We start from the raw sequence: 19,660 nt of genomic DNA on the forward strand, positions 1-19,660 counted from the left end.
GACCGTCGCGAATATTGGGGCGACGGGCACCGGGGGGTGTCAGGCAGCATGGGGGCGTGGACGTACGGGGACCGGCGCGCTTTCTGTGGTGGTTGGGTCGGCGGGTCAAGGGCCGGGTGGCGCTCGGCGCGCTGTTCGGGTCGCTGTGGTTCATGAGCCTGGCGTTCACGCCGTTCCTCATCTCGCAGGCCGTCGACCGGGGGTTGCAGTCGCGGCGGCCCGGGGTGCTGGTCGGGTGGGCGGCGGCCGTCCTGGTCGTCGGGGTGGCCAGCGCGGGGCTGGGGATCATGCGGCACCGGAGCATGACGAAGCTGCGGATGGCCGCCGCGCTGCACACCGCCGACCTGGTGATGACCCACGCGACCAGGCTCGGCGCGGCGCTGCCCCGGCGGGTCACCGCCGGTGAGGTGGTCACCATCGGCATCTCCGACGTGTGGACGATCGGCCGGGCGATGAACGTCGGCGGTGTCGGGTTCGCCTCGACGCTCGCGTACGTCGTCGTCGCGGTGCTGCTGTCGCACACGTCGCCGCTGCTCGCCGTGGTCGTCGCCGCTGGGCTGCCGGTGCTGCTGCTGATCGTCGGGCCGCTGCTGCACCGCACCCAGCGGGCCGGGCTGCGCTACCGGGACCGGCAGGGCGAGCTCAACGCCAGGCTGGTCGACATCCTCGGGGGGCTGCGCATCCTCAACGGCCTCGGCGGCAAGGAGACCTACCTCGGCCGCTACCGGAAGGAGTCGGCGTCGCTGCGGGATCAGGGGTACCGGGTCGGCGGCCCGAACAGCTGGATCGGCGCGTTCGGCGACGGGCTGCCGGTCGTGTTCCTCGGGCTGGTGGTGTGGCTCGCCGCGCGGCTCGCGGCGACGGGGGAGCTCACCGTCGGTCAGCTGGTCGCCGTGTACGGGTACACCGCCATGCTCGTCATCCCCGTCAATGTGATGATCTTCTGCGGGTCCGACGTCATCCGGGGACTGGTCGCGGCCCGGCGGGTGGTCGACTTCCTGCGGCTGCCGGTGGACGATCCGTCCGGGGGTGCCGCGCCGGCCGCGCCGGCGACCCTGCACGATCCGGGTTCCGGGGTCGTCGCCGAGCCGGGCCGGTTGACCGCCCTGGCCGGGGCCCGGCCGGAGGACGCCGCCGCAGTCATCGACCGGCTCGGGCGCTACGGGCCGACCGACGCGACCTGGGGCGGCCTGCGCCTGTCGGACATCGCGCGGGCCGAGGTCCGGGCCCGGATCCTGGTCGCCGACCACGACGCGGACCTGTTCGCCGGGCCGCTGCGGGAGGTGGTCGCCGGGCCGGACGAACCCGACGACGACCTGGTCCGCCTCGCGGTCCGCACCGCCGTCGCCCATGACGTGGCCGCCGACCTGAGCCGGCCGGTCGAATGGGGCGGCCGCAACCTGTCCGGCGGGCAGCGGCAACGGGTCCGGCTGGCCCGGGCCGTGCACGCGGACCCGGAGATGCTGCTCGTCGCGGAGCCGACGTCCGCGGTGGACGCGCACACGGAGGCGGCCATCGCCGAACGGCTCTCCGCCGCCAGGGCCGGCCGCGGCACCGTCGTGGCGACCACGTCGCCGGTGCTGCTGGACCGCGCCGACGTGGTGCACTACCTGGTGGACGGCAAGGTCGCCGCCTCCGGCACGCACCGGACGCTGCTGGCCGCACAGCCCGGCTACCGGGCGCTGGTCACCCGGGCCTTCGGGGACGACGCATGATGGCGAACCTGCCCGTCGCCGACCAGCGCATGGTCGGCCGGGCGGCGCTGCGGCTGCTGGCCGCCGACCGCCGCTCGGTCGCCACGATCATCACGCTCAACTCCCTCGCCGCGCTCGCCGGGCTCGGCGCCCCGTGGCTGCTGGGCCGGATCATCGACGCGGTCACCGGCCGGGGCGGGCACATCGACCGGCTCGCCCTGGCGGTGCTGGCCTGCGCCGTCGCCCAGACGCTGCTGACCCGGTTCGCACTGGCCATCGCGTACCGGTTCGGCGAGCGCACGGCGTACCGCATCCGCGAGAACTTCCTCAGTCGCGCGCTGGGACTGCCGGCGGCCGTGGTGGAACGGGTGCCGGCGGGAGACCTCGCGGCGCGGGGCACCACCGACATCGACGCCGTCGCCAACACCGTGCGCGACCTCGTGCCCAGCATGGCCGTCGGTGCCGTCCAGATCGTGTTCATCGTGTCGGCGGTCGTGGTGCTGCAGCCGGTGCTCGGGCTGGTCGGCGTCGCCGGGCTGTCCGGGATCTGGTTCGTCACCCGGTGGTACCTGCGGCGGGCGCGCGACGCGTACCTCGCCGAGGGCGCGGCGAACTCGGTGCTCGCCGACGACCTGACCGCCACCACCGCCGGCGCCCGCACGATCGAGGCGTTCGCGCTGCGGGAGCGCCGGCTCGCCGCCGGGCACGCGGCGATCACCGAGACCCGCCGGACCCGCCTGAACACCCTGGCGCTGCGCTCGGTGTACTTCCCGCTGGTCGAGACGTCCTACGCGGTGCCCGGCGTCCTCGTGCTGCTGCTCGGCGGCCTGCTCTACATCGACGGGCGGGTCAGCCTCGGCACGGTCGTCGCCGCGGTGCTGTACCTGCGGCAGCTGGTCGGGCCCCTCGACGGCATCCTGATCTGGATCGAGCAGCTGCAGAGCAGCAGCGCGTCGTTCGCCCGGGTCGAGGGCCTGGCCGCGATCCCCGCCGCCCCGCCCGCCGCCTCGACGGCGCCCAGCGACGAACGCATCGAGGTCAGCGGCGTGCGGTACGCGTACGACCCCGGCCACGACGTCCTGCACGGCGTCGACCTGACGATCCGCCCCGGCGAGCGGCTCGCGATCGTGGGCCTGTCCGGCGCGGGCAAGTCCACGCTGGGCATGCTGATCGCCGGCGTCGACCGCCCCACCGCCGGCACGGTCACCGTCGGCGGGGTGCCGATCGCCGACCTTCCACCGGACGAGCTGCGCCGGCAGGTCGTCCTCGTCACCCAGGAGCACCACGTGTTCCGCGAGTCCCTGCGCGACAACCTCATCGTGTCGGCGCCCGACGACGTGCTGCGCGGGGCGCTGAAGACCGTCGGCGCGTACTGGGCCGACGATCTGGACCGGGACCTCGGCGAGGAGCCCCTGGACGGCGCGCAGGCGCAGCAGGTCGCGCTCGCCCGGGTGGTGCTCGCCGACCCGCACACGGTCATCCTCGACGAGGCGACCGCCCTGCTCGACCCGACCGCCGCCCGGACCGCGGAGCGCGCCCTGGCCGCCGTGCTGCACGAGCGCACCGTCATCGCGATCGCGCACCGGCTGCAGACCGCGCACGACGCGGACCGGGTCGCGGTGATGGACGACGGCCGGATCATCGAGCTCGGCGCCCACGCCGACCTCGTCGCCGCGAACGGCCCGTACGCTGCGTTGTGGCACTCCTGGCACGGCGGCGTGTGACTTCTCGGAGGCGGATGATGGAGCGAGTACTGGTGATCGGCCTGGACCCCGTCCGGATCCCGGGCTGGGACCCGGCGCCGGTGGTGGCGGCCATCGAGCGGGGTCAGGCCCGGTTCGCCGAACACGGCCTCGAGGCGGACCTGTGCCTGGTCGCCCCCGACGACGCGCCCGAGGCCGCGATCGTCGAGGCGCTCGCCGCCGAAGACTACGCCTGCGTCGTGGTCGGCGGTGGCATCCGCAAGCACGAGCCGCTGCTGGAGCTCTTCGAGACGGTGGTCAACCTGATCCACCGATACGCTCCCGGCGTCGAGATCGCCTTCAACAGCACCCCTGAGGACACCGCCGACGCCGCCATGCGACGGCTGCGGTAACCGCCTGACCGCTTGCAAACGGCGGTAGGGCACGGGCGTGTCATAGGCATGGAAGGAACCACGCGGGCCGAGGCCCGGAAATGGACACCCCGTGATCACGACCGCCGGTAAACCGACGACGACGGCGGACTTCGCCGCGTTCTACCACGCCGACTACGGCAGGTTGACCGCCCAACTGTACGCATACCTCGGTGACGCGGCCGAGGCCGAGGACGTGGTGCAGGAGGCGTACCTGCGCGCCTGGCAACGCTGGAAGACCGTCAGCAGTTACGCGGACCCGGTCGCCTGGGTGCGGCGGGTCGCCTGGAACCTCGCCACCAGCCGGCTGCGACGGGTCGCCGTCGCCGCACGCAGCCTGCGCACGCAGCGGCCGGTGACCGTGGTCGAGGCGCTCGGCCCGGAGCGGGTGGCGCTGGTCGCCGCGCTGCGGCAGCTCCCGGACCGGGAGCGGCAGGCGCTCGTCCTGCACTACATCGCGGACCTGCCGGTCGACGAGATCGCCGAGATCCTCGGGGCGCCGCGCGGCAGCGTGGCGAGCTGGATGTCCCGCGGCCGGGCCCGCCTGGCCGACCAACTGCAAGGGAGTGACCGCACATGAACATCGCACCGGAGGACGCACTGCGGTCGTTCGCGCAGGCGGCGCCGTCCGCGTTCGCCCCGCCGCCGGTCGCGGACGTGGAGGCCGCCGGCCGGCGCCGGCAGACCCGCAACACCGCGCTCATGACCGTGGCCGGGCTCGCCGTCGCGGGGGTCGTCACCGGGGTGGCCGTCGCGGCGACGGGCGACGGGCGACCGTCCCACCCGCCCGCCACCGCCGGCCCGCCCGTCACCGCGGGACCGCCCGTGACGTCCAGCCCGGCACCCGCGCCGGACCCGACGAGCGCACCGCCCGAGCTGGACCTGGCCACGGTCGACTGGGGCAACGTGACGCTCACCCTGCCACCGCAGGCGCGCAACGGCTGCCCGCCGGGCGCCACGGTGACGCTGCGCGACGGTCAGCCGGCCGTCACCGGCGGGATCCGGGTGACCGTGTCCAAACTGGCCGTCGGTGACCTGACCGGCGACGGCCGGGCCGACGCGGTCGCCTACGTGCACTGCAAGGCCACGACGGGTGAGGGCGGCGGAGACGGCAGCGGCGGGCTCGTCGTGTTCACGGCCACCGGCGGTGCCGTCGTCGGCCTCGGCTACGCCGGCCCGGTGGGCGAGAACTTCCCAACCGTCACGGTCACCCAGGGCCGGCTGGTCGCCACGGTCGAGCAGCGGTACGGCGGCACCGTCCAGCAGCGCACGTACACCTGGGACGGCACGACCTTCCGGCAGACCGCCGGTCCGACGGCCTTCCCGTCCTGATCGCAACGGTGGCCCGGCTCGTCCGGGCCACCATTGCGCGTGCGACGTGCCCGGCGAGGCCCGGGCCCGTGCGTTGACCACGGCCCTGGCGCGCCGCTGAACCTTGCGGGCGTCCGGTGCGTGCACTGGTACATGACGCAGGCAGACGAGCTCACGGCGCTGGTCCGGCGCACCTCGGACGCGGCGAAGGCGTTCATCCGCGGTGACGTCCGGAGCTACGTCGAGCTGCTCCCGCACGCCGGGGACTACACACTGATGCCGCCCTACGGTGAGGTCCGGCACGGCTTCGACCACTCCGACGCGTCGCTCGCCGCGACGGCGCGGTGGTTCCAGGGCGGCGAGGCCGAGCTGGAGGTCGTGCGGGTGGACCGGTCGGGCGACCTGGCGGTCATCGCGGCCGTCGAACGGCAGCGCGGCGTGGTCGGCGGCCTGCCCGAGCAGGACTGGTCGCTGCGGGTCACGCTCGTGTTCCGCTTCGAGGACGGCGACTGGAAGCTGGTCCACCGGCACGCCGACCCGCTGGTGCACCCGATCGACCACGAGCGGCTGTCGGTCCTGGCCCGCGGAGCATCGCGGCCCGACGGCCCGCAGTAGCGTCGTGGGTCGGGGTACCTTGTGGTGTGAGCACATCCGGCTTCGATGTGGCGGTCGGTCTCATCCTGCTGGTCGGCCCGCCCGCGGCGGGCAAGTCGACGTTCGTCCGGGGCTGGGTCGAGGGCGGCCGGATCGACGCCGGCGGTGTGGTCTCCTGCGACGCGGTCCGCGCCGAGCTGTTCGGCGCCAGGGTCGACGTCGCCGACGACCCCGAGGTGTTCGCCGAGATGGACCGCCGGGTCGCGGCGCGGCTGGCCGCCGGGCGTGCCGTGGTCGTCGACGCCACCAACGTCCTGCCGCACGCCCGGGCCCGGATGCTCGCCTGGGCGCGGCGGCACGGCCGGCCGGCGGCGGCGCTGCGGTTCCTGGTGGACGTGGACGTCCTGCTGCGCCGCAACGCGGCCCGCGCGGGGCAGGCACGGGTGCCGGCGGAGACCGTCCGGGAGTACGCGGCGCTCGCGGCCCGCCACGCCACCCGCCGGCAGCTGCTGTCCGAGGGCATCGACCCGGTCGTCGACGTCCCCGGCACCTGACGGCGCCGGGGAACGGGCCGCGACCGTCACGAGGTGTCGGCGCCGAGGAAGCCGCCGGACTGGTGGGCCCACAGCGTCGCGTAGAGCCCGCCCTGGTCGCGTAGCAGGTCCTGGTGGGTGCCCTGCGCAACGATGCGACCCGCGTCGAGGACCACGATGCGGTCCATGCGCGCGATCGTGGACAGCCGGTGCGCGACGGCGAGGACCGTCCGGTCGGCCATCACGCGGTCGAGGGTCTCCTGGATGACCGCCTCGGTCTCGGAGTCCAGGGCCGAGGTGGCCTCGTCCAGGATGAGGACCGGCGCGTCGCGGTGCAGGGCCCGGGCGAGGGCGATGCGTTGCCGCTGGCCGCCGGAGAGCCGGACGCCGCGTTCGCCGACGCGGGCGTCGTAGCCGAGGTTGCCGTCGGCGTCGCGGAGGGTGGCGATGAACCGGTCCGCGGCGGCGGCCCGGGCCGCGGTCTCCACGGCGCCGGCGCCGATGTTCTCCCGGACGGTGCGGTGCAGCAGGGTCGTCTCCTGCGTGACCATGGCGATGTGCCGGCGCAGGCTCTCCTGGGTCACCGCGGTGATGTCCTGGCCGTCGATGAGGATCGTGCCCTGCTCCGGGTCGTAGAACCGCAGCAGGAGGTTGACCAGGGTGGACTTCCCGGCGCCGGAGCGGCCGACGAGACCGACCCGCTCGCCGGGGGCGATGTCCAGCGACAGCCGGTCCAGGCCGCCGGTGCCGTTGCCGTAGTGGTGGCTGACGCCGGTGAAGGTGATCGCCCCTTCGGTCACCCGCAGCGCGGTCGCCGCCGGGGAGTCGGCGACGTCGAGGGGTTGGGCGACGACGGTCAGGGACTGCCGCAGCGCGCCGACGGCACCGAACAGCGCCGAGACCGCGTCGAGGAGCCACTCCGCGAGGGAGGCGATCCGGAAGCTGAGGGCCAGGGCGGCGGCGACCAGCCCGAGCGGGGCGGCGCCCGCGCGCCACAGCACGAGTCCGTAGCCGACCAGGCCGACCAGCAGGAGGCCGCTGAGCGCGTCCATGCTCGCGTTCATGGTGACCTCGAGCCGCTGCACGCCGAGCTGGGCCTTTCGCGCGCCGGCGAACATCCCGCGGGCGGCTCGTTCCTCGCCGGGCCGGTCGGCGAGCAGGGCCAGGGTGTCGACGTTGGCGTACGAGTCGACCAGCAGCCCGGTCAGGGCCGAGTTCGCGTCCTGTTGCCGGGCCGAGGCGCGCCGGTAGCGCGGGACGACCCACCACATCAGTGCGCCGTAGCAACCGATCCAGACGGCGAGCGGCAGCAGCAGCCGCGGGTCGGTGGCGGCCATCAACCAGGCCGCGCCGGCGATGTACGCCACGATGAACGCCAGCGCGTGCACCGTGTTGTACACGCAGCTGGTCGCGGCGGCACCCCCGTCGCGGACCCAGGTGGCGATCCGGCCGGCGAGGTCGCGGCGGAACCAGCCGACGGACTGGCGCGACACGTGCCGGTGCATCCGCCAGGTCGCCATCGTCAGCGCGCTGGGCTTCAGCGTGACGTCGTCGATCGCCTCGCGCAGCAGGTTGGTCGCGGGCCGCACGAGCAGCACCAGCGCCGCGGCGCCGAGCAGCTCCGTGCCGTGCTCGCGCCAGAGGGTGCCGGGCGCGGCGGTGCCGAGCAGGTCCACCAGGCGCCCGGCATACCAGATCAGCCAGACGTCGATGGCGGCGACGCCGAAGGAGAGGGCGACGCTGGTCGCGACGGCGGCGCGCAGCGGGCGCAGGAGGCGCCAGAGGTAGGTGGGGACCGTAGCGGCCGGTGCGGCGGCTACCTCGTCCCGGAACGGGTCGACCCAGCGTGCGAGCAGGCGGAACAAGCGTTTCCTCCAGGTGAGAACGACGGCCTGACGCTCGAAACGGCGACCTGAGACATGTCGATCTCCTCTGTACGCGGCTGGAAGCTCACCGTAGCGGCGCTCGCGCAAGCGCCGCACCCGGTTTACGGCGAGCGGCGCCGGCGCGGCGGGGTCGGGGGTGTCGCCTCGGTGAGGTGGGCGAGCACCTTGTCGGCGATGCGGCCGAGGTCGGCCACGTCCTGCTCGTCGAGCACGTCGATGAAGTGCCGGCGGACCGACGCGACGTGGTGCACAGCGGCCGCCTGGAGGGTGGCCCAACCGGCGTCGGTGAGGGCGACCGTCGCGCCGCGGCCGTCGTCGGGGGAGTCGCCGCGGGCCACCAGGCCGCGCTGCGCCATCCGGGTCACCTGGTGCGACAGGCGGCTGGTCGACCAGCGGATCGACGCGGCCAGCTCGCCGAGCCGCAGCTGCCGGCCCGGCGCCGACGACACCGAGGTGAGCACGTCGTAGTCGGCGTCGGACAGCCCCGAGTCGGCGCCGAGGTCGCGGGTGAGCTGCAGGTCGAGCAGGGCGCGCATGCGGCGGTAGCCGAGCCAGGTGTGCATCTCGGCATCGGTGAGCCAACGCGTCATGGTGTTGAGACTACGAGATCTATTTGACATGTCAAGCAGGCCGGACGTAGCGTGCTTGACATGTCAAACAAACTGCGTTTCGGTCTCGACATCCCCGCGTCGACGGGTGTCGACCCGGTCGCGGCGGCCCGGGCCGCCGAGGACCTCGGCTACGACTTCGTCTCCACCTCCGACCACCCCAGCGGGACCGACCCGACCCACGAGGTCTGGACGATGCTTGCCTGGATGGCGGCGCACACGTCGCGGATCGGCGTCATGTCCCGGGTGCTCGGGGTGCCGTACCGCAACCCCGCCATGGTGGCCAAGATGGCCGAGACGCTCGACCGGCTCAGCGGCGGCCGGCTGATCCTCGGGCTCGGCGGCGGCCACTCCGACGAGGAGTTCCGCGCGTTCGGCATCGGCGTGCCGTCACCGCGGGACAAGGTTGACGGGCTCGCCGAGGCGATCGAGATCATGCGCGGGTTGTGGACCGGGCCGGCGTTCACCTACCCCGGCCGCCTGCACCACGTCGCGGCCGCGCCGATGGAGCCGAAGCCGGCCCGGCGGATCCCGATCTGGCTCGGCACGTTCGGGCCGCGCGCCCTGGCGGTCACCGGGCGGCTGGCCGACGGGTGGATGCCGTCGCTGGGGTACGCGCCGCTGGACCAGCTGCCAGTCATGCGCGACCGGATCGCCGCCGCCGCGGATCAGGCCGGCCGCTCGATCGACGACATCACCTGCGCGCTCAACGTCGAGGTGCGGCCCGCCGACCTGGACGAGCCGGGCCGGCTCGCCGAGCGGCTGCGGGATCTGACCGCGATGGGGTTCACGGTGCTGAACCTGAAGCCGGCCGGGCCCGGCCGGGAGGAGACGGTCGAGCGGCTGGCCCGGGAGGTGCTGCCCGAGGTTATTTGACGGTTCTGTTACGTCCATGCGTCCCCCGTGTTCTTGACACCCCGCGCGCCCGTGACCAAGATGTAGAACCAAGCGCTTGTTAGGTTTTGAAAACGGGATCACGGCGGCGTTCGCCGCGAACACACCTCCTGAGGCTGACGATTCGTATAATTCCGTGACAGGGGTACAAATGGGCGTTTCAACGACGAGTCGCATCGTCAGCTGTCTCGCGCTGGCGGCGCTCACCGTCGCCGGCTGCGGCAACAAAGCGGATGAGAAGCCGAGCAACGGGACCGCGTCCGGCGCTCCGATCATCATTGGTCTCGACGAGGACAGCACCGGCTCCGGTGCCTCATACAGCACCATCGCCGGCAAGACGATCCGCCTGGCGATCCAGGACGTCAACGACAAGGGCGGCGTGCTCGGCCGGCCCCTGAAGCTGGTCGTCGAGAACGACGAGTCCGACCCGACCAAGGTGCCGGCCGTGCTGCAGAAGCTCGCCAGCCAGGGCGCCAAGGCGCTGTTCCTGCAGAGCGGCAGCGCCGCCATCCTCCAGGCGAAGTCGACGCTCACCCAGCTCGGCCTGCCCGCCATCGCCCCGACCGGCGTCACCGCCACCCTGGTCCAGCCGCCGGACAACGAGCTCATCTACATGCTCGCCAACACGACCACCGACTGGGCCCAGGTGTACTGCGGCGCCTTCAAGGCCGCCAACATCACCAAGATCGGCGTGCTCACCGACGACACGACCACCATCGCCGCGCTCGACAAGGCGCTGCTGCCGGCGCTGTCCTGCGTGCAGATCGTGGCCACCGAGAAGGGCGCGGCCAACGCCTCCGACCTGTCCGCACAGGTCGCCCGGCTCAAGAACGCCAACCCCGACGCGATCCTGGTGACCAGCGTCGGCGGCGCGTTCGAGGTGCTCGCCCAGAACACGCTCGGCAGCCAGATGAAGGGCACCAAGCGGTTCTCCCTCGCGTCCATCGGCAACCAGCCGTCCTCCTGGAAGCTGGCCGCCCCCGGCGCGCTCGAAGGCCTCATCTTCATGGGCTCCATCAACACCGCGAACCCGCGCACCCAGGAGCTCGTCAAGCTGCTGCAGACCAAGTACGGCAAGGACTACGACATCACCGCGTACGACGCGCAGGCGTGGGACTCGGTGCACGTGCTCAAGCAGGCGATCGAGAAGGCCGGCGGGGTCGACGACTCCAAGAAGCTCAACGAGGCCATCCAGAGCATCAAGGGTTACCCTGCCACCTTCGGCCAGGCCAACTTCACCCTGTCCTTCGGTGCCGACAAGCACCTCGGCGCCGACGGGCCGTGCGGGCTCTCGCTGATCGAGTTCGGCGCGGACAACAAGCCCAAGGGACCCTGGGCCACCTTCCAGCCGCCGTGCGCCAAGTAAGCAAGTAAGGGGAGAACAGGTATGGGCCAGCTGCAGCTGTGGTTGTCCGCCCTGGAGATGGGGTGTTTCTTCGGCCTGCTCGCGCTGGCCTACTACCTGGTCCTGGTGGGTGCGGGGTTCTTCAACTTCGCGATCGGGCCGTACGCGATGGTCGGCGGTCTGTGCACCTCCTACCTGGTGCTCTACGAGGAGATGAACGTGTGGGCCGCGGCGGCGGTGGCGATCACCGCCGCCGCGGCGCTCGCCGTCGTCACCGAACTGGTGGTGGTCCGCCCGGTGCAACGCCGCTCCGGCGGCGGCGAACTGCCCGCGCTGGTCGCCGTCGCCGCGGTGCTGTTCGCGATCCAGCAGCTCGCCGGGTACCTGTTCGGCTACACCACGCTGCCGGGGCAGAACGTGCTCACGTTCGAGCCCGTGAGCGTCGGCGACACCGTGGTGCAGCCGAGCACGCTGGTGCTGCTGGCCTTCACCGTGGTCGCGTTCGCGGGGCTCGCGGTGTGGATCCGCAGCACCCGCACCGGCCGGCTGCTGCGTGCCGTCGGCGACAGCACCCACGCCGCCCGGCTCCTCGGGCTGCCCGTCAACCGGGTCCGGCTCATCGCGTTCGTCCTGTCGGGCCTGCTCGCCGGGATCACCGGCCTGCTGTTCGCCCCCAAGGCCGGCGTCAGCTCACTGTCCGGGCTCAGCTGGGCGCTGTCGGGCTTCCTCGCGATGGTCGTCGGCGGCACCGGCTCGGTGTGGGCGCCGCTCTTCGGCGGGCTGCTCCTCGGCGCCGTCGAGGTCTTCGTCCCCTACTACTTCGGCGGCCAGTCCCACGTGTACGGGCTGCTGATCGTCGCCCTGTTGTTCTTCGCCCTCAAACCGAGCGGCCTGTTCGTGCGGAGGGTACGAGCGTGAAGCGCATCCCCGGCTCCTTCAGCCTGCTGGGTGGGGTCATCGGCGCGGTGCTGATCCTGTTGTGGGTCGGCGCCGACGGCTACAAGCAGACCCTCGTCACGACGACCGCCACCTACGCGCTGATCGCGCTCGGCATGTACGTGCCGTATCTGATGGCCGGTTCGCTGTCGATGGCCTACGGCGCCTACGCCGGCATCGGCGGCTACGCCGTCGGGCTGATCTCCAGCAAGAGCGGCCTGCCGCTGGTCGTCGCCTGGATCGTCGGGCCGATCGTCGCGGCCGCCGTCGCCGTGCTGCTCGGCCTGGCCACCCGCCGCCTGTCCGGCTTCTTCCTCGCCGCGGTGACCCTGCTGTTCGGCATGGCGTTCACCGCCTGGCTGGTCGACGCCGAAGGCATCTCCGGCGGCTCGGCCGGCCTCGGCAGCCTCCGCAAGCTGAACCTCTTCGGCTGGCAGCCCGACCACTACGACGTCGTCGTCGGCTCCACCGTCGTCGTGTGCGTCATCGCGTTCCTGCTCGACCGGTTGCGGATGTCACCGTGGGGCGTCATCGTGCGGACCATGCGTGACGCGCCCCGCGCCGTGGAGGCCGCGGGCGTGCGGGTGCCGGTGATGAACCTGGTGTCCCTCGCCGTCGGTGCCGCGATCGCGGCCGTCGGCGGCGGCCTGTTCACCTACTCCGCCGGCAGCGTCACACCCGACACGTTCACGCTCAACCTGGTGTTCCTGGCCATCTTCATGCCGCTCATCGGCGGCTCGGCCACCCCCTGGGGCGCCGTCCTCGGCGCGGTCATCGCGGTCGAGCTCACCCTGAACTTCCCCGCCGTGGAGACCAGCGGCACGCTGATCCTCGCCCTCGGGGTCCTCGTCATCCTGCTCGTAGCGCCCCAAGGCGTAATCGGTTATGCGAGCCGGCTCACCAAGCTTGTGGGAGGTCGCCGTGGCTGAGACCCTCCTCGTCGGATCCGGCCTGACGAAACGCTACGGCGGGGTCACCGCCCTGCAGGACGTGTCGTTCTCCCTCACCGCCGGTGAGGTGCTCGGCCTGGTCGGGCCCAACGGCGCCGGCAAGACCACGCTGGTCGACCTCATCTCCGGCGCACAGCCCGCCACCGAGGGCTCGCTCACGCTGCGCGGGCAGCGGCTCGCCGGTCCCGCGTCCCGGCGCGCCAAGGCCGGCCTGGCCCGCACCTTCCAGTACCCGCAGCTCGCCCTCGAGCTCACCGTCGCGGAGAACCTGCTGCTCGGCCGGGTCGCCCGCCGGCACGGCACCGTCTGGCAGATGATCGCCGGCGCGTTCCGCGGCGCGTTGCGCCCATACGACAAGGCGGACACGCTGGCGGTCGCGGCGATCGCCGAGGAGCTCGGCCTCGACCGCCTCGACCGGCCCGCCGGCGACCTGTCGCTGGGGGAGCAGCGCCTCGTCGAGGTCGGCCGCGCCCTCGGCCAGGACCCCCTGGTGCTGCTGCTCGACGAACCCTTCGCCGGCTCCGACGCGGCCGGTGTCACCGGCATCTCCGAGGTCGTGCGCACCGTGCAGCGGCGCGGGCACGCGGTGATCCTGGTGGACCACAACGTCGACCTGGTCGCCGGTCTCGTCGACCGGATCATGCTGCTGGACCGCGGGCAGTCGGTGTTCGACGGCTCGCCCCGCGAGTGCCTCGACAGCCCGCAGATGCAACAGGTGTATTTCGGCGTCACCGAAACGCCTGATGACGCTATTGAGGAGGTCGACCGTGTCGGCTCATGAGCTGCGCCTGGAAGGGATCACCGTCCGCTACGGGCACGCCAGCGCCGTGGCCGGCGTCGACATCGTGGCGCCCGGCGGCGTGATCACCGCCCTGGTCGGCCCGAACGGCGCCGGCAAGAGCAGCGCCCTGCTCGCCGCGTACGGCTCCGTCGCCGCGACCGGCCGGGTGTTCCTCGACGGCGAGGACGTCAGCAAGCTCAAACCGGCCGCCCGGGCCCGCGCCGGCATCGCCGTGGTGCCCCAGGGCCGGCAGCTGTTCCCCAAGCTGAACGTCGCCGACAACCTGCAGGTCATGGCGGAGCTGCTGCACCTGCCCCGCAGCGCGGCGCAGACCGCGATCGACCGGTTCCCGATCCTGCGGACCCGGATGAAGAGCCTGGTCGGCGTGCTGTCCGGCGGCGAGCAGCAGATGCTCGTCGTGTCCCGGGCGCTGATGGGCTCGCCGCGGGTGCTGCTGCTGGACGAGATGATGACCGGCCTGGCCCCGCTCGTGGTGCAGGAGCTGCTGCGCACCGTCACCCAGCTCGCCTCCGAGGGCGTCGCGGTCCTCATGGCGGAGCCCGCGCTGGGCGCGGTCCGCGGCGCCGTCGACCGTGGCTACGTCCTGGTCCGCGGCGAGGTCGTGGCGACCCGGGAGGACGGCGGCGCGGCGCTGGACGAGGAGTACCGCACCCGCATGGGCGTGCTCAAGACCGCCGCGCACTGACCGCTGTACCGTTCACCCCGTCCGATTGAGCGGCGGGGGAGCGGTCGATGGGCGCGGTACCGCTGACCCTGTCGTTCGTCCGGATCATGGCGCACCGCGCGGCACGGGACGGGCACGGCCTGCTCTTCGGCCACGACGTCTGAGTCCCGGGCCGGTCAGCGTTGGAGCATGAGCGGCATCACCGCGTGGACCTGGTCGACCAGGGTGGGCAGCGCCTCGGCGTGCCCGCCGACGTGTTCGAGCAGGGCCTGCTGGAACAGCCCGTCCAGCATGCCGTAGGCGACCGGCGGCGCGAGTGCCGCCGGTCGGCCGGCGAGCCCGGCATACCGGGTGACGACCTGCCAGATCATGGCCTCGAGGGTCTTGTCGATCGTGGTGACGGCGTCGCGGAGCTGCTCCTCGAACATGCTCTGGGTGCGCAGGTCATACCAGAGCCGGTGCATCGGCGCCTCGTCGCGGATCGTCTCGGCCAGCTTGTCCGCGAACGCGTCGACCAGGCCGTCCGCGGTCGTGGCGTCGGCGATGACGGCGTCATACCGGGTCACGCAGCGGGCCTTGTAGTAGCGCACGCTGTGGATCACCAGCTCCAGCTTGTCCTGGAAGTAGTAGTGCACGACCCCGTGGCTGAACGGTGAGTTGTTCGCGATCTCCCGCAGCGTGGTGCGCGCATAGCCGAGCTCGCCCAGGGTCTTGAGCGCCGACTCGGCGAGCTGGTCGCGGCGCGCGTCGAACTTGTCCACGGCGCGCATGGCGCCTCGGCGCGCGGTCTGAGGGGGAGCCACAGGCGCATCCTAGGCGTTCGAAGGCGTTTCTGACCAGCTGTCCAAATTTCGTTGGACACTCGTCAAGATTTTCCTTGACATGCGTCAAGACGCAGGACTGTGATGGGGGTCTCAGCCCGCCGCACACCCCTGGGAGAGCACCCATGACCCACCTCGATCTCAACGGACGTAAGGCGCTGGTGACGGGCGCCGCCCAGGGCCTGGGCGAGGGCATGGCCCGGGCTCTCGCCGCCGCCGGCGCCACGGTCGTCGTCGCCGACCTGCAGCACGACCTCGGCCCCAAGGTGGCCGAGTCGCTCGGCGAAGGGCACGGCTTCGTGCATCTGGACGTCACCGACGACGCCGGCTGGGAGACCGCCGTCGGCGAGGCCACCGACCTGCTCGGCGGCCTGGACATCCTGGTCAACAACGCCGGCATCGAGATCACCAGCCTGCTCGTCGACCTGGACGCCGCGGCCGCCCGCAAGCAGCTCGAGGTCAACCTGCTCGGCACCGCGCTCGGCATCAAGCACGCGTTCCGCACCATGCGCCCGGGCGGCCCGGCCGGCAACGGCGGCGTGGTCATCAACGTCGCCTCGGTCGCCGCGACCATCGCGTTCCCCGGCATCGGGGTGTACTCGGCGACCAAGTCCGGCGTCGACCGGCTCACCCGCGTCGCGGCGATGGAGTCCGGCAAGCTCGGCTACGGCGTGCGGGTCAACTGCGTCTACCCCGGCCTGGTCCCGACCGCGATGGGCGCCGGGCTGGCCAACGACGTCGCCCGGATCGGCCTGTTCGGCTCGCCGGAGGAGGCGGTCGGCGCGGTCATCGAGCTCACCCCGTCCGGCCGGCTCGGCGAGGTCGCCGACATGGCCTCCGCGGTGGTCTTCCTGGCCTCGGACTCGGCGAGCTTCATCAACGGCGTCGGCCTGCCGGTCGACGGCGGAATGGGGATGTGACCATGACCGACAAGCCCGTCGTCGTCTACGGCGCGTCCGGCTACACCGGCCGGCTGATCTGCGAGTACCTGCGCGAGTACAACGTGCCGTTCATCGCCGCCGGCCGCAACGCCGGCAAGCTCAAGGCCGCGATGGAGGCGAACGTGGCCGGCATCGAGACCGCCGACTACGAGATCGTCGAGGTCGGGCACGAACCCGAGGCGCTGCGGGAGCTCTTCGCCGGCGCGGAGGTGGTGTGCAACACCGTCGGCCCGTTCGCCAAGCTCGGCCCCACGGTGGTCGAGGCGTGCCTGGCGAACGGCACCCACTACCTCGACACCACCGGCGAGCAGGACTGGCTCATCACCTGCGACAAGCGGTACGGCGCCGACTTCGCCGCGGCCGGCCTGCTGCTGGCGCCCGGCCTCGCCCACATGTACACCACCGGCGAGATCGCGGCGGAACTGTGCCTGGAACGGCCCGGCCTGGACACCCTCGACATCGCGGTGTTCTGGGGTGGCAGCCCGACGGTCGCCTCGACCCTCACCATCCTCGTCAACGCCGCCCTCGCCGGCGCCCACTACCTCGAGCAGAACAAGTACGTCCCGTGGGATCCGGAGGCCGGCCTCTACCAGCTGGTCATTCCCGGCCAGCACGAACTGGCCCTCGCGCTGCCCTGGGGCGGCACGTCGCACCCCGTCTGGTATCGCCGCGACCCGCGCGTCGCCAACGTCAAGGTGCTCGGGGGCGTGTTCAACCGGCCGCTGATGCTGGGCGTGCCGCAGATCGTGGCCGCCGCCGTCGAGGCGACGAAGGACCTGCCGCCGGACGAGCAGTACGCCGCGCTGACGGCCACCGCCGCGCAGGTGATGAACCAGATGCCGCCCCGGGAGAACCCGCGGATCAACAAGTCCCTCGATTCGGTGCACGCGTCGGGGCCGCTCGGCCGGGCCCACTGCGTGATCCACGGCAACTCCAACTACAAGCAGACCGGCCTGCTGCAGGCATACGCGGCGTACTCGCTGCTGCAGCGGCCGCCGAAGCGCACCGGCTTCGCGTCGGGCTGCCAGGCGTTCGGGCACCGCGACCTGCTCGGTGTGCTCAGCAGCTTCGGGCTGGTCCGCGAACCCGTCGTCACCGTCGGGAGCTGAGCCGTGCGGCTGGTCGACTACCTGGACAAGGGCGCGTCGCTGGATGCCGGCGCGCCCTGCCTGACCACCGACGGGCAGCAGCGCACCTACGCCGAGGTCCAGCACCTGAGCCGGCTCGTCTCGGCGGCGCTGGCCGCCCGCGGCGTCCGGCCCGGCGACCGGGTCGCGATCCTGTCCGCCAACGACCCGACGGCGTTCACCTGCGTGTTCGGCATCAGCCGGGCCGGCGCCGTGTGGTGCCCGATCAACCCGCGCAACGAGGCGGCCGAGAACCGCGAACTGCTCGACCTGGCCGGCTGCGTCGCGGTGCTCTTCCAGGAGCAGTTCGCGCCGCTCATCAAGCAGATCCACGCCGACCTGCCGGGCCTCACCACGCTGGTCTGCCTGGACGGTCCTGCCGACGGCGCGCTCGGCTGGGACGACTTCCTCGCTCTCGGCGTGGCGCCCGTCGACGAACCGGCCCTCGACGACCTCGCGATGATCGTCGGCACCGGCGGGACCACCGGCCGGCCCAAGGGCGTCGAGCTGACCGGGACGAACCTCGAGACGATGACGGCCATCACGCTGATGAGCTACCCGTTCGAGGGCCGGCCGGTGTATCTCGCGCTCGCGCCGCTCACCCACGCCGCCGGCGTGCTGTGCTTCCCGGTCCTCGCGCTCGGCGGCGAGATCGTCGTGATGCGCGGCCCCGGGATCGGCGTGTTCCTGGACCTGGTGCAGACCCACCGGGTCACGCACACCTTCCTGCCGCCCACGCTGATCTACATGGTGCTCGCACACGAGTGCCTCGACGACACGGACCTGTCATCGCTGCAGTGCTTCTGGTACGGCGCCGCACCGATCTCACCGACCCGCCTCGAAGAGGCGCTCCGGCGGATCGGTCCGGTCATGGCGCAGCTGTTCGGCCAGACCGAGGCGCCGATGATGATCTCGACCATGGCGCCGCGCGACCACTTCCGCCCCGACGGCACGATCGCCACCGAGCGGCTCGCCTCGGCCGGCCGGCCCACGCCGCTGGTCACGGTGGCGATCATGAGCGCGGAGGGCGCGCTGCTGGACCGCCGCGAAACCGGCGAGATCGTCGTGCGCGGCTCGCTGGTCATGCGCGGCTACCACCACGACCCAGCGGCGACCGCGGCGGCGACGGTCGCCGGCTGGCACCGCACCGGCGACATCGGCTACCTCGACGAGGACAACTACCTGTTCATCGTCGACCGCGCCAAGGACATGGTGATCACCGGCGGCTTCAACGTCTACTCCACCGAGGTCGAGCAGGCGATCATGCGACACCCCGCCGTGCAGGACTGCGCCGTCATCGGGTTGCCCGACGACAAGTGGGGCGAGCGGGTCACCGCCGTGGTCCAGCTGCGCGCCGGCCACACCGCCGATCCGGCGGAGCTCGGCTCGTTCGTCCGCGCGCAGCTCGGCGGGGTGAAGACGCCCAAGCAGATCGAGATCTGGCCGGACCTGCCCCGGTCCAAGGTCGGCAAGGTCCTGAAACGCGACATCAAGGCGACCCTGGCACCCTAGGGACTGTATCGAAGTGGATGGCCGGGCTGCGGCGGACTCAGGCGTCGCCTGGAACCACGCCGGTCACACCTGGATACAACCCCGGTATCCAGGCGCGCCCGGCGCGGCCCCAGCCGACGCCTGAGCCTCGCCTCGCTCCGACCCCCACTTCGATACAGCCCCTAAGCGGCATAACCGCCGTCGACGTCGAGCTTCTGGCCGGTGATGAACCGGGCCCGGTCGCTGGCGAGGAAGCACACCGCCTCGGCGACGTCGGCGGCCGTGCCGAACATCCGCAGCGGGATGTTCGCGCGGGTCGCCTCGAGGGCCCGCTCGTCGAGGTCGCCGTCGGCCATCAACCGGACGGCCATGCCGTCGGTGAGCATGCCCGGCCCGACGCAGTTCGCCCGCACCCCGTAGCGGCCCTCCTCGGCGGCGATACCACGTACCAACGCCTCCACCGCAGCCTTCGGGGCCGCGGACAGCCCGTCGCGCACCGGGAAGCGGCGGGTGGCGGCGGTGGTGACCGCGACCAGGCTGCCCCGCGACTCGCGCAACCGGGGCAGCGCCGCCGCGAGGATGTTGAAGAACCCGGCCACGTCGTCGGTCAGCTGCGCGGCGAACCGCTCCGGGCTCACCCGGCTCAGGTGCAGCATCGGGACGTGCGGGCCGGCGGCGTGCACGAGCGTGTGCACGACCGGTGCCGCGTCGATCAGCGCCGCGCACGACGCCGGATCGCCGAGCTCGACCCGGTGCGCGGTCGCGTCCGGAAGCGAAGCCGCCAGTGCCGTGGCGGCCTCGGCGTTGCCACGGTACGCGAGCAGCACGCGGCTGCCCCGGGCGGCGAGCAGGCGGGCGACGGCGGTGCCGATGCCGCCCGAGGCGCCGGTGACGACCGCGACGCCCTTGCGGAACCTGAAGTCCATGCGCTTACGTTACCAAGCAAGCGT

At 72.5% G+C, this 19,660-nt stretch carries 20 protein-coding genes; 16 read left to right on the top strand and 4 right to left on the bottom strand.

Translation table 11 applies throughout. The features are described from left to right. The first annotated feature begins 116 nt into the window (after nucleotides 1-116). From Dsi01nite_RS35035 to Dsi01nite_RS35065, 7 genes are all read left to right on the top strand, one after another. Nucleotides 117-1,715 carry an ABC transporter transmembrane domain-containing protein gene (locus tag Dsi01nite_RS35035; RefSeq protein WP_203850753.1) on the top strand — a complete coding sequence of 533 codons (1,599 nt, stop codon included), beginning with the start codon at nucleotides 117-119 and terminating at the stop codon, nucleotides 1,713-1,715. Further along, nucleotides 1,712-3,418, top strand: coding sequence for an ABC transporter ATP-binding protein (locus Dsi01nite_RS35040; RefSeq protein WP_203850639.1), 1,707 nt, complete (start codon nucleotides 1,712-1,714; stop codon nucleotides 3,416-3,418). Before Dsi01nite_RS35035 ends, Dsi01nite_RS35040 begins: the two co-directional genes overlap by 4 nt. Nucleotides 3,419-3,432: 14 nt before the next feature. Beyond that, a complete protein-coding gene (locus Dsi01nite_RS35045) occupies nucleotides 3,433-3,789 on the top strand; it encodes a hypothetical protein (RefSeq protein WP_203850640.1) in 357 nt (118 codons plus the stop codon). A 91-nt stretch (nucleotides 3,790-3,880) separates the two neighbouring features. Next, nucleotides 3,881-4,387, top strand: a complete 507-nt coding sequence (locus Dsi01nite_RS35050; RefSeq protein WP_239136395.1) for an RNA polymerase sigma factor — start codon at nucleotides 3,881-3,883, stop codon at nucleotides 4,385-4,387. Beyond that, nucleotides 4,384-5,139: a hypothetical protein gene (locus Dsi01nite_RS35055; RefSeq protein ID WP_203850641.1), complete on the top strand. Its 756-nt coding sequence runs from the start codon at nucleotides 4,384-4,386 to the stop codon at nucleotides 5,137-5,139. The genes Dsi01nite_RS35050 and Dsi01nite_RS35055 overlap by 4 nt, the downstream gene beginning before the upstream one ends. A 132-nt stretch (nucleotides 5,140-5,271) precedes the next feature. Next, nucleotides 5,272-5,733 carry a YybH family protein gene (locus Dsi01nite_RS35060; protein WP_203850642.1) on the top strand — a complete coding sequence of 154 codons (462 nt, stop codon included), beginning with the start codon at nucleotides 5,272-5,274 and terminating at the stop codon, nucleotides 5,731-5,733. Nucleotides 5,734-5,759: 26 nt separating this feature from the next. Next, on the top strand, nucleotides 5,760-6,266 hold the full coding sequence (locus Dsi01nite_RS35065) for an ATP-binding protein (RefSeq protein ID WP_203850643.1): 507 nt from the start codon (nucleotides 5,760-5,762) through the stop codon (nucleotides 6,264-6,266). A gap of 26 nt (nucleotides 6,267-6,292) precedes the next feature. Here the strand turns inward: Dsi01nite_RS35065 and Dsi01nite_RS35070 are convergent, their stop codons facing one another. Continuing rightward, a complete protein-coding gene (locus Dsi01nite_RS35070) occupies nucleotides 6,293-8,110 on the bottom strand; it encodes an ABC transporter ATP-binding protein (RefSeq protein ID WP_203850644.1) in 1,818 nt (605 codons plus the stop codon). Between the two features lie 122 nt (nucleotides 8,111-8,232). Beyond that, a complete protein-coding gene (locus Dsi01nite_RS35075) occupies nucleotides 8,233-8,721 on the bottom strand; it encodes a MarR family winged helix-turn-helix transcriptional regulator (protein WP_203850645.1) in 489 nt (162 codons plus the stop codon). A gap of 60 nt (nucleotides 8,722-8,781) precedes the next feature. On the opposite strand from Dsi01nite_RS35075, the gene Dsi01nite_RS35080 reads away from it, so the two are divergent. The 6 genes from Dsi01nite_RS35080 (at nucleotide 8,782) to Dsi01nite_RS35105 (ending at nucleotide 14,351) form a co-directional block, all read left to right on the top strand. Beyond that, on the top strand, nucleotides 8,782-9,615 hold the full coding sequence (locus Dsi01nite_RS35080; protein WP_203850646.1) for an LLM class flavin-dependent oxidoreductase: 834 nt from the start codon (nucleotides 8,782-8,784) through the stop codon (nucleotides 9,613-9,615). A 169-nt stretch (nucleotides 9,616-9,784) separates the two neighbouring features. Continuing rightward, on the top strand, nucleotides 9,785-10,999 hold the full coding sequence (locus Dsi01nite_RS35085; RefSeq protein ID WP_203850647.1) for an ABC transporter substrate-binding protein: 1,215 nt from the start codon (nucleotides 9,785-9,787) through the stop codon (nucleotides 10,997-10,999). 21 nt (nucleotides 11,000-11,020) lie between these two features. Continuing rightward, nucleotides 11,021-11,896, top strand: coding sequence for a branched-chain amino acid ABC transporter permease (locus Dsi01nite_RS35090; protein ID WP_203850648.1), 876 nt, complete (start codon nucleotides 11,021-11,023; stop codon nucleotides 11,894-11,896). Beyond that, a complete protein-coding gene (locus Dsi01nite_RS35095; protein WP_203850649.1) occupies nucleotides 11,893-12,843 on the top strand; it encodes a branched-chain amino acid ABC transporter permease in 951 nt (316 codons plus the stop codon). The genes Dsi01nite_RS35090 and Dsi01nite_RS35095 overlap by 4 nt, the downstream gene beginning before the upstream one ends. Then, nucleotides 12,836-13,645, top strand: coding sequence for an ABC transporter ATP-binding protein (locus Dsi01nite_RS35100; RefSeq protein ID WP_203850650.1), 810 nt, complete (start codon nucleotides 12,836-12,838; stop codon nucleotides 13,643-13,645). Before Dsi01nite_RS35095 ends, Dsi01nite_RS35100 begins: the two co-directional genes overlap by 8 nt. Continuing rightward, nucleotides 13,632-14,351 carry an ABC transporter ATP-binding protein gene (locus Dsi01nite_RS35105; protein WP_203850651.1) on the top strand — a complete coding sequence of 240 codons (720 nt, stop codon included), beginning with the start codon at nucleotides 13,632-13,634 and terminating at the stop codon, nucleotides 14,349-14,351. Before Dsi01nite_RS35100 ends, Dsi01nite_RS35105 begins: the two co-directional genes overlap by 14 nt. A 155-nt stretch (nucleotides 14,352-14,506) precedes the next feature. Here Dsi01nite_RS35105 and Dsi01nite_RS35110 read toward each other — a convergent pair whose 3' ends face one another. Continuing rightward, nucleotides 14,507-15,133, bottom strand: coding sequence for a TetR/AcrR family transcriptional regulator (locus Dsi01nite_RS35110; RefSeq protein WP_239136396.1), 627 nt, complete (start codon nucleotides 15,131-15,133; stop codon nucleotides 14,507-14,509). A gap of 143 nt (nucleotides 15,134-15,276) precedes the next feature. On the opposite strand from Dsi01nite_RS35110, the gene Dsi01nite_RS35115 reads away from it, so the two are divergent. From Dsi01nite_RS35115 to Dsi01nite_RS35125, 3 genes are read left to right on the top strand one after another with little or no spacing between them, the layout of a single operon-like run. Beyond that, nucleotides 15,277-16,071, top strand: a complete 795-nt coding sequence (locus Dsi01nite_RS35115; protein ID WP_203850652.1) for an SDR family NAD(P)-dependent oxidoreductase — start codon at nucleotides 15,277-15,279, stop codon at nucleotides 16,069-16,071. 2 nt (nucleotides 16,072-16,073) lie between these two features. Further along, a complete protein-coding gene (locus Dsi01nite_RS35120) occupies nucleotides 16,074-17,201 on the top strand; it encodes a DUF5938 domain-containing protein (RefSeq protein ID WP_203850653.1) in 1,128 nt (375 codons plus the stop codon). 3 nt (nucleotides 17,202-17,204) lie between these two features. Then, nucleotides 17,205-18,731, top strand: a complete 1,527-nt coding sequence (locus Dsi01nite_RS35125; protein WP_203850654.1) for an AMP-binding protein — start codon at nucleotides 17,205-17,207, stop codon at nucleotides 18,729-18,731. 161 nt (nucleotides 18,732-18,892) lie between these two features. On the opposite strand, the gene Dsi01nite_RS35130 is transcribed toward Dsi01nite_RS35125, so the two are convergent. Then, nucleotides 18,893-19,636 (bottom strand): SDR family NAD(P)-dependent oxidoreductase, encoded by a 744-nt coding sequence (locus tag Dsi01nite_RS35130; protein ID WP_203850655.1) that lies wholly within the window; start codon nucleotides 19,634-19,636, stop codon nucleotides 18,893-18,895. Nucleotides 19,637-19,660: the final 24 nt, after the last annotated feature.

This window comes from Dactylosporangium siamense, from assembly GCF_016862795.1.
Classification (GTDB): domain Bacteria; phylum Actinomycetota; class Actinomycetes; order Mycobacteriales; family Micromonosporaceae; genus Dactylosporangium; species Dactylosporangium siamense.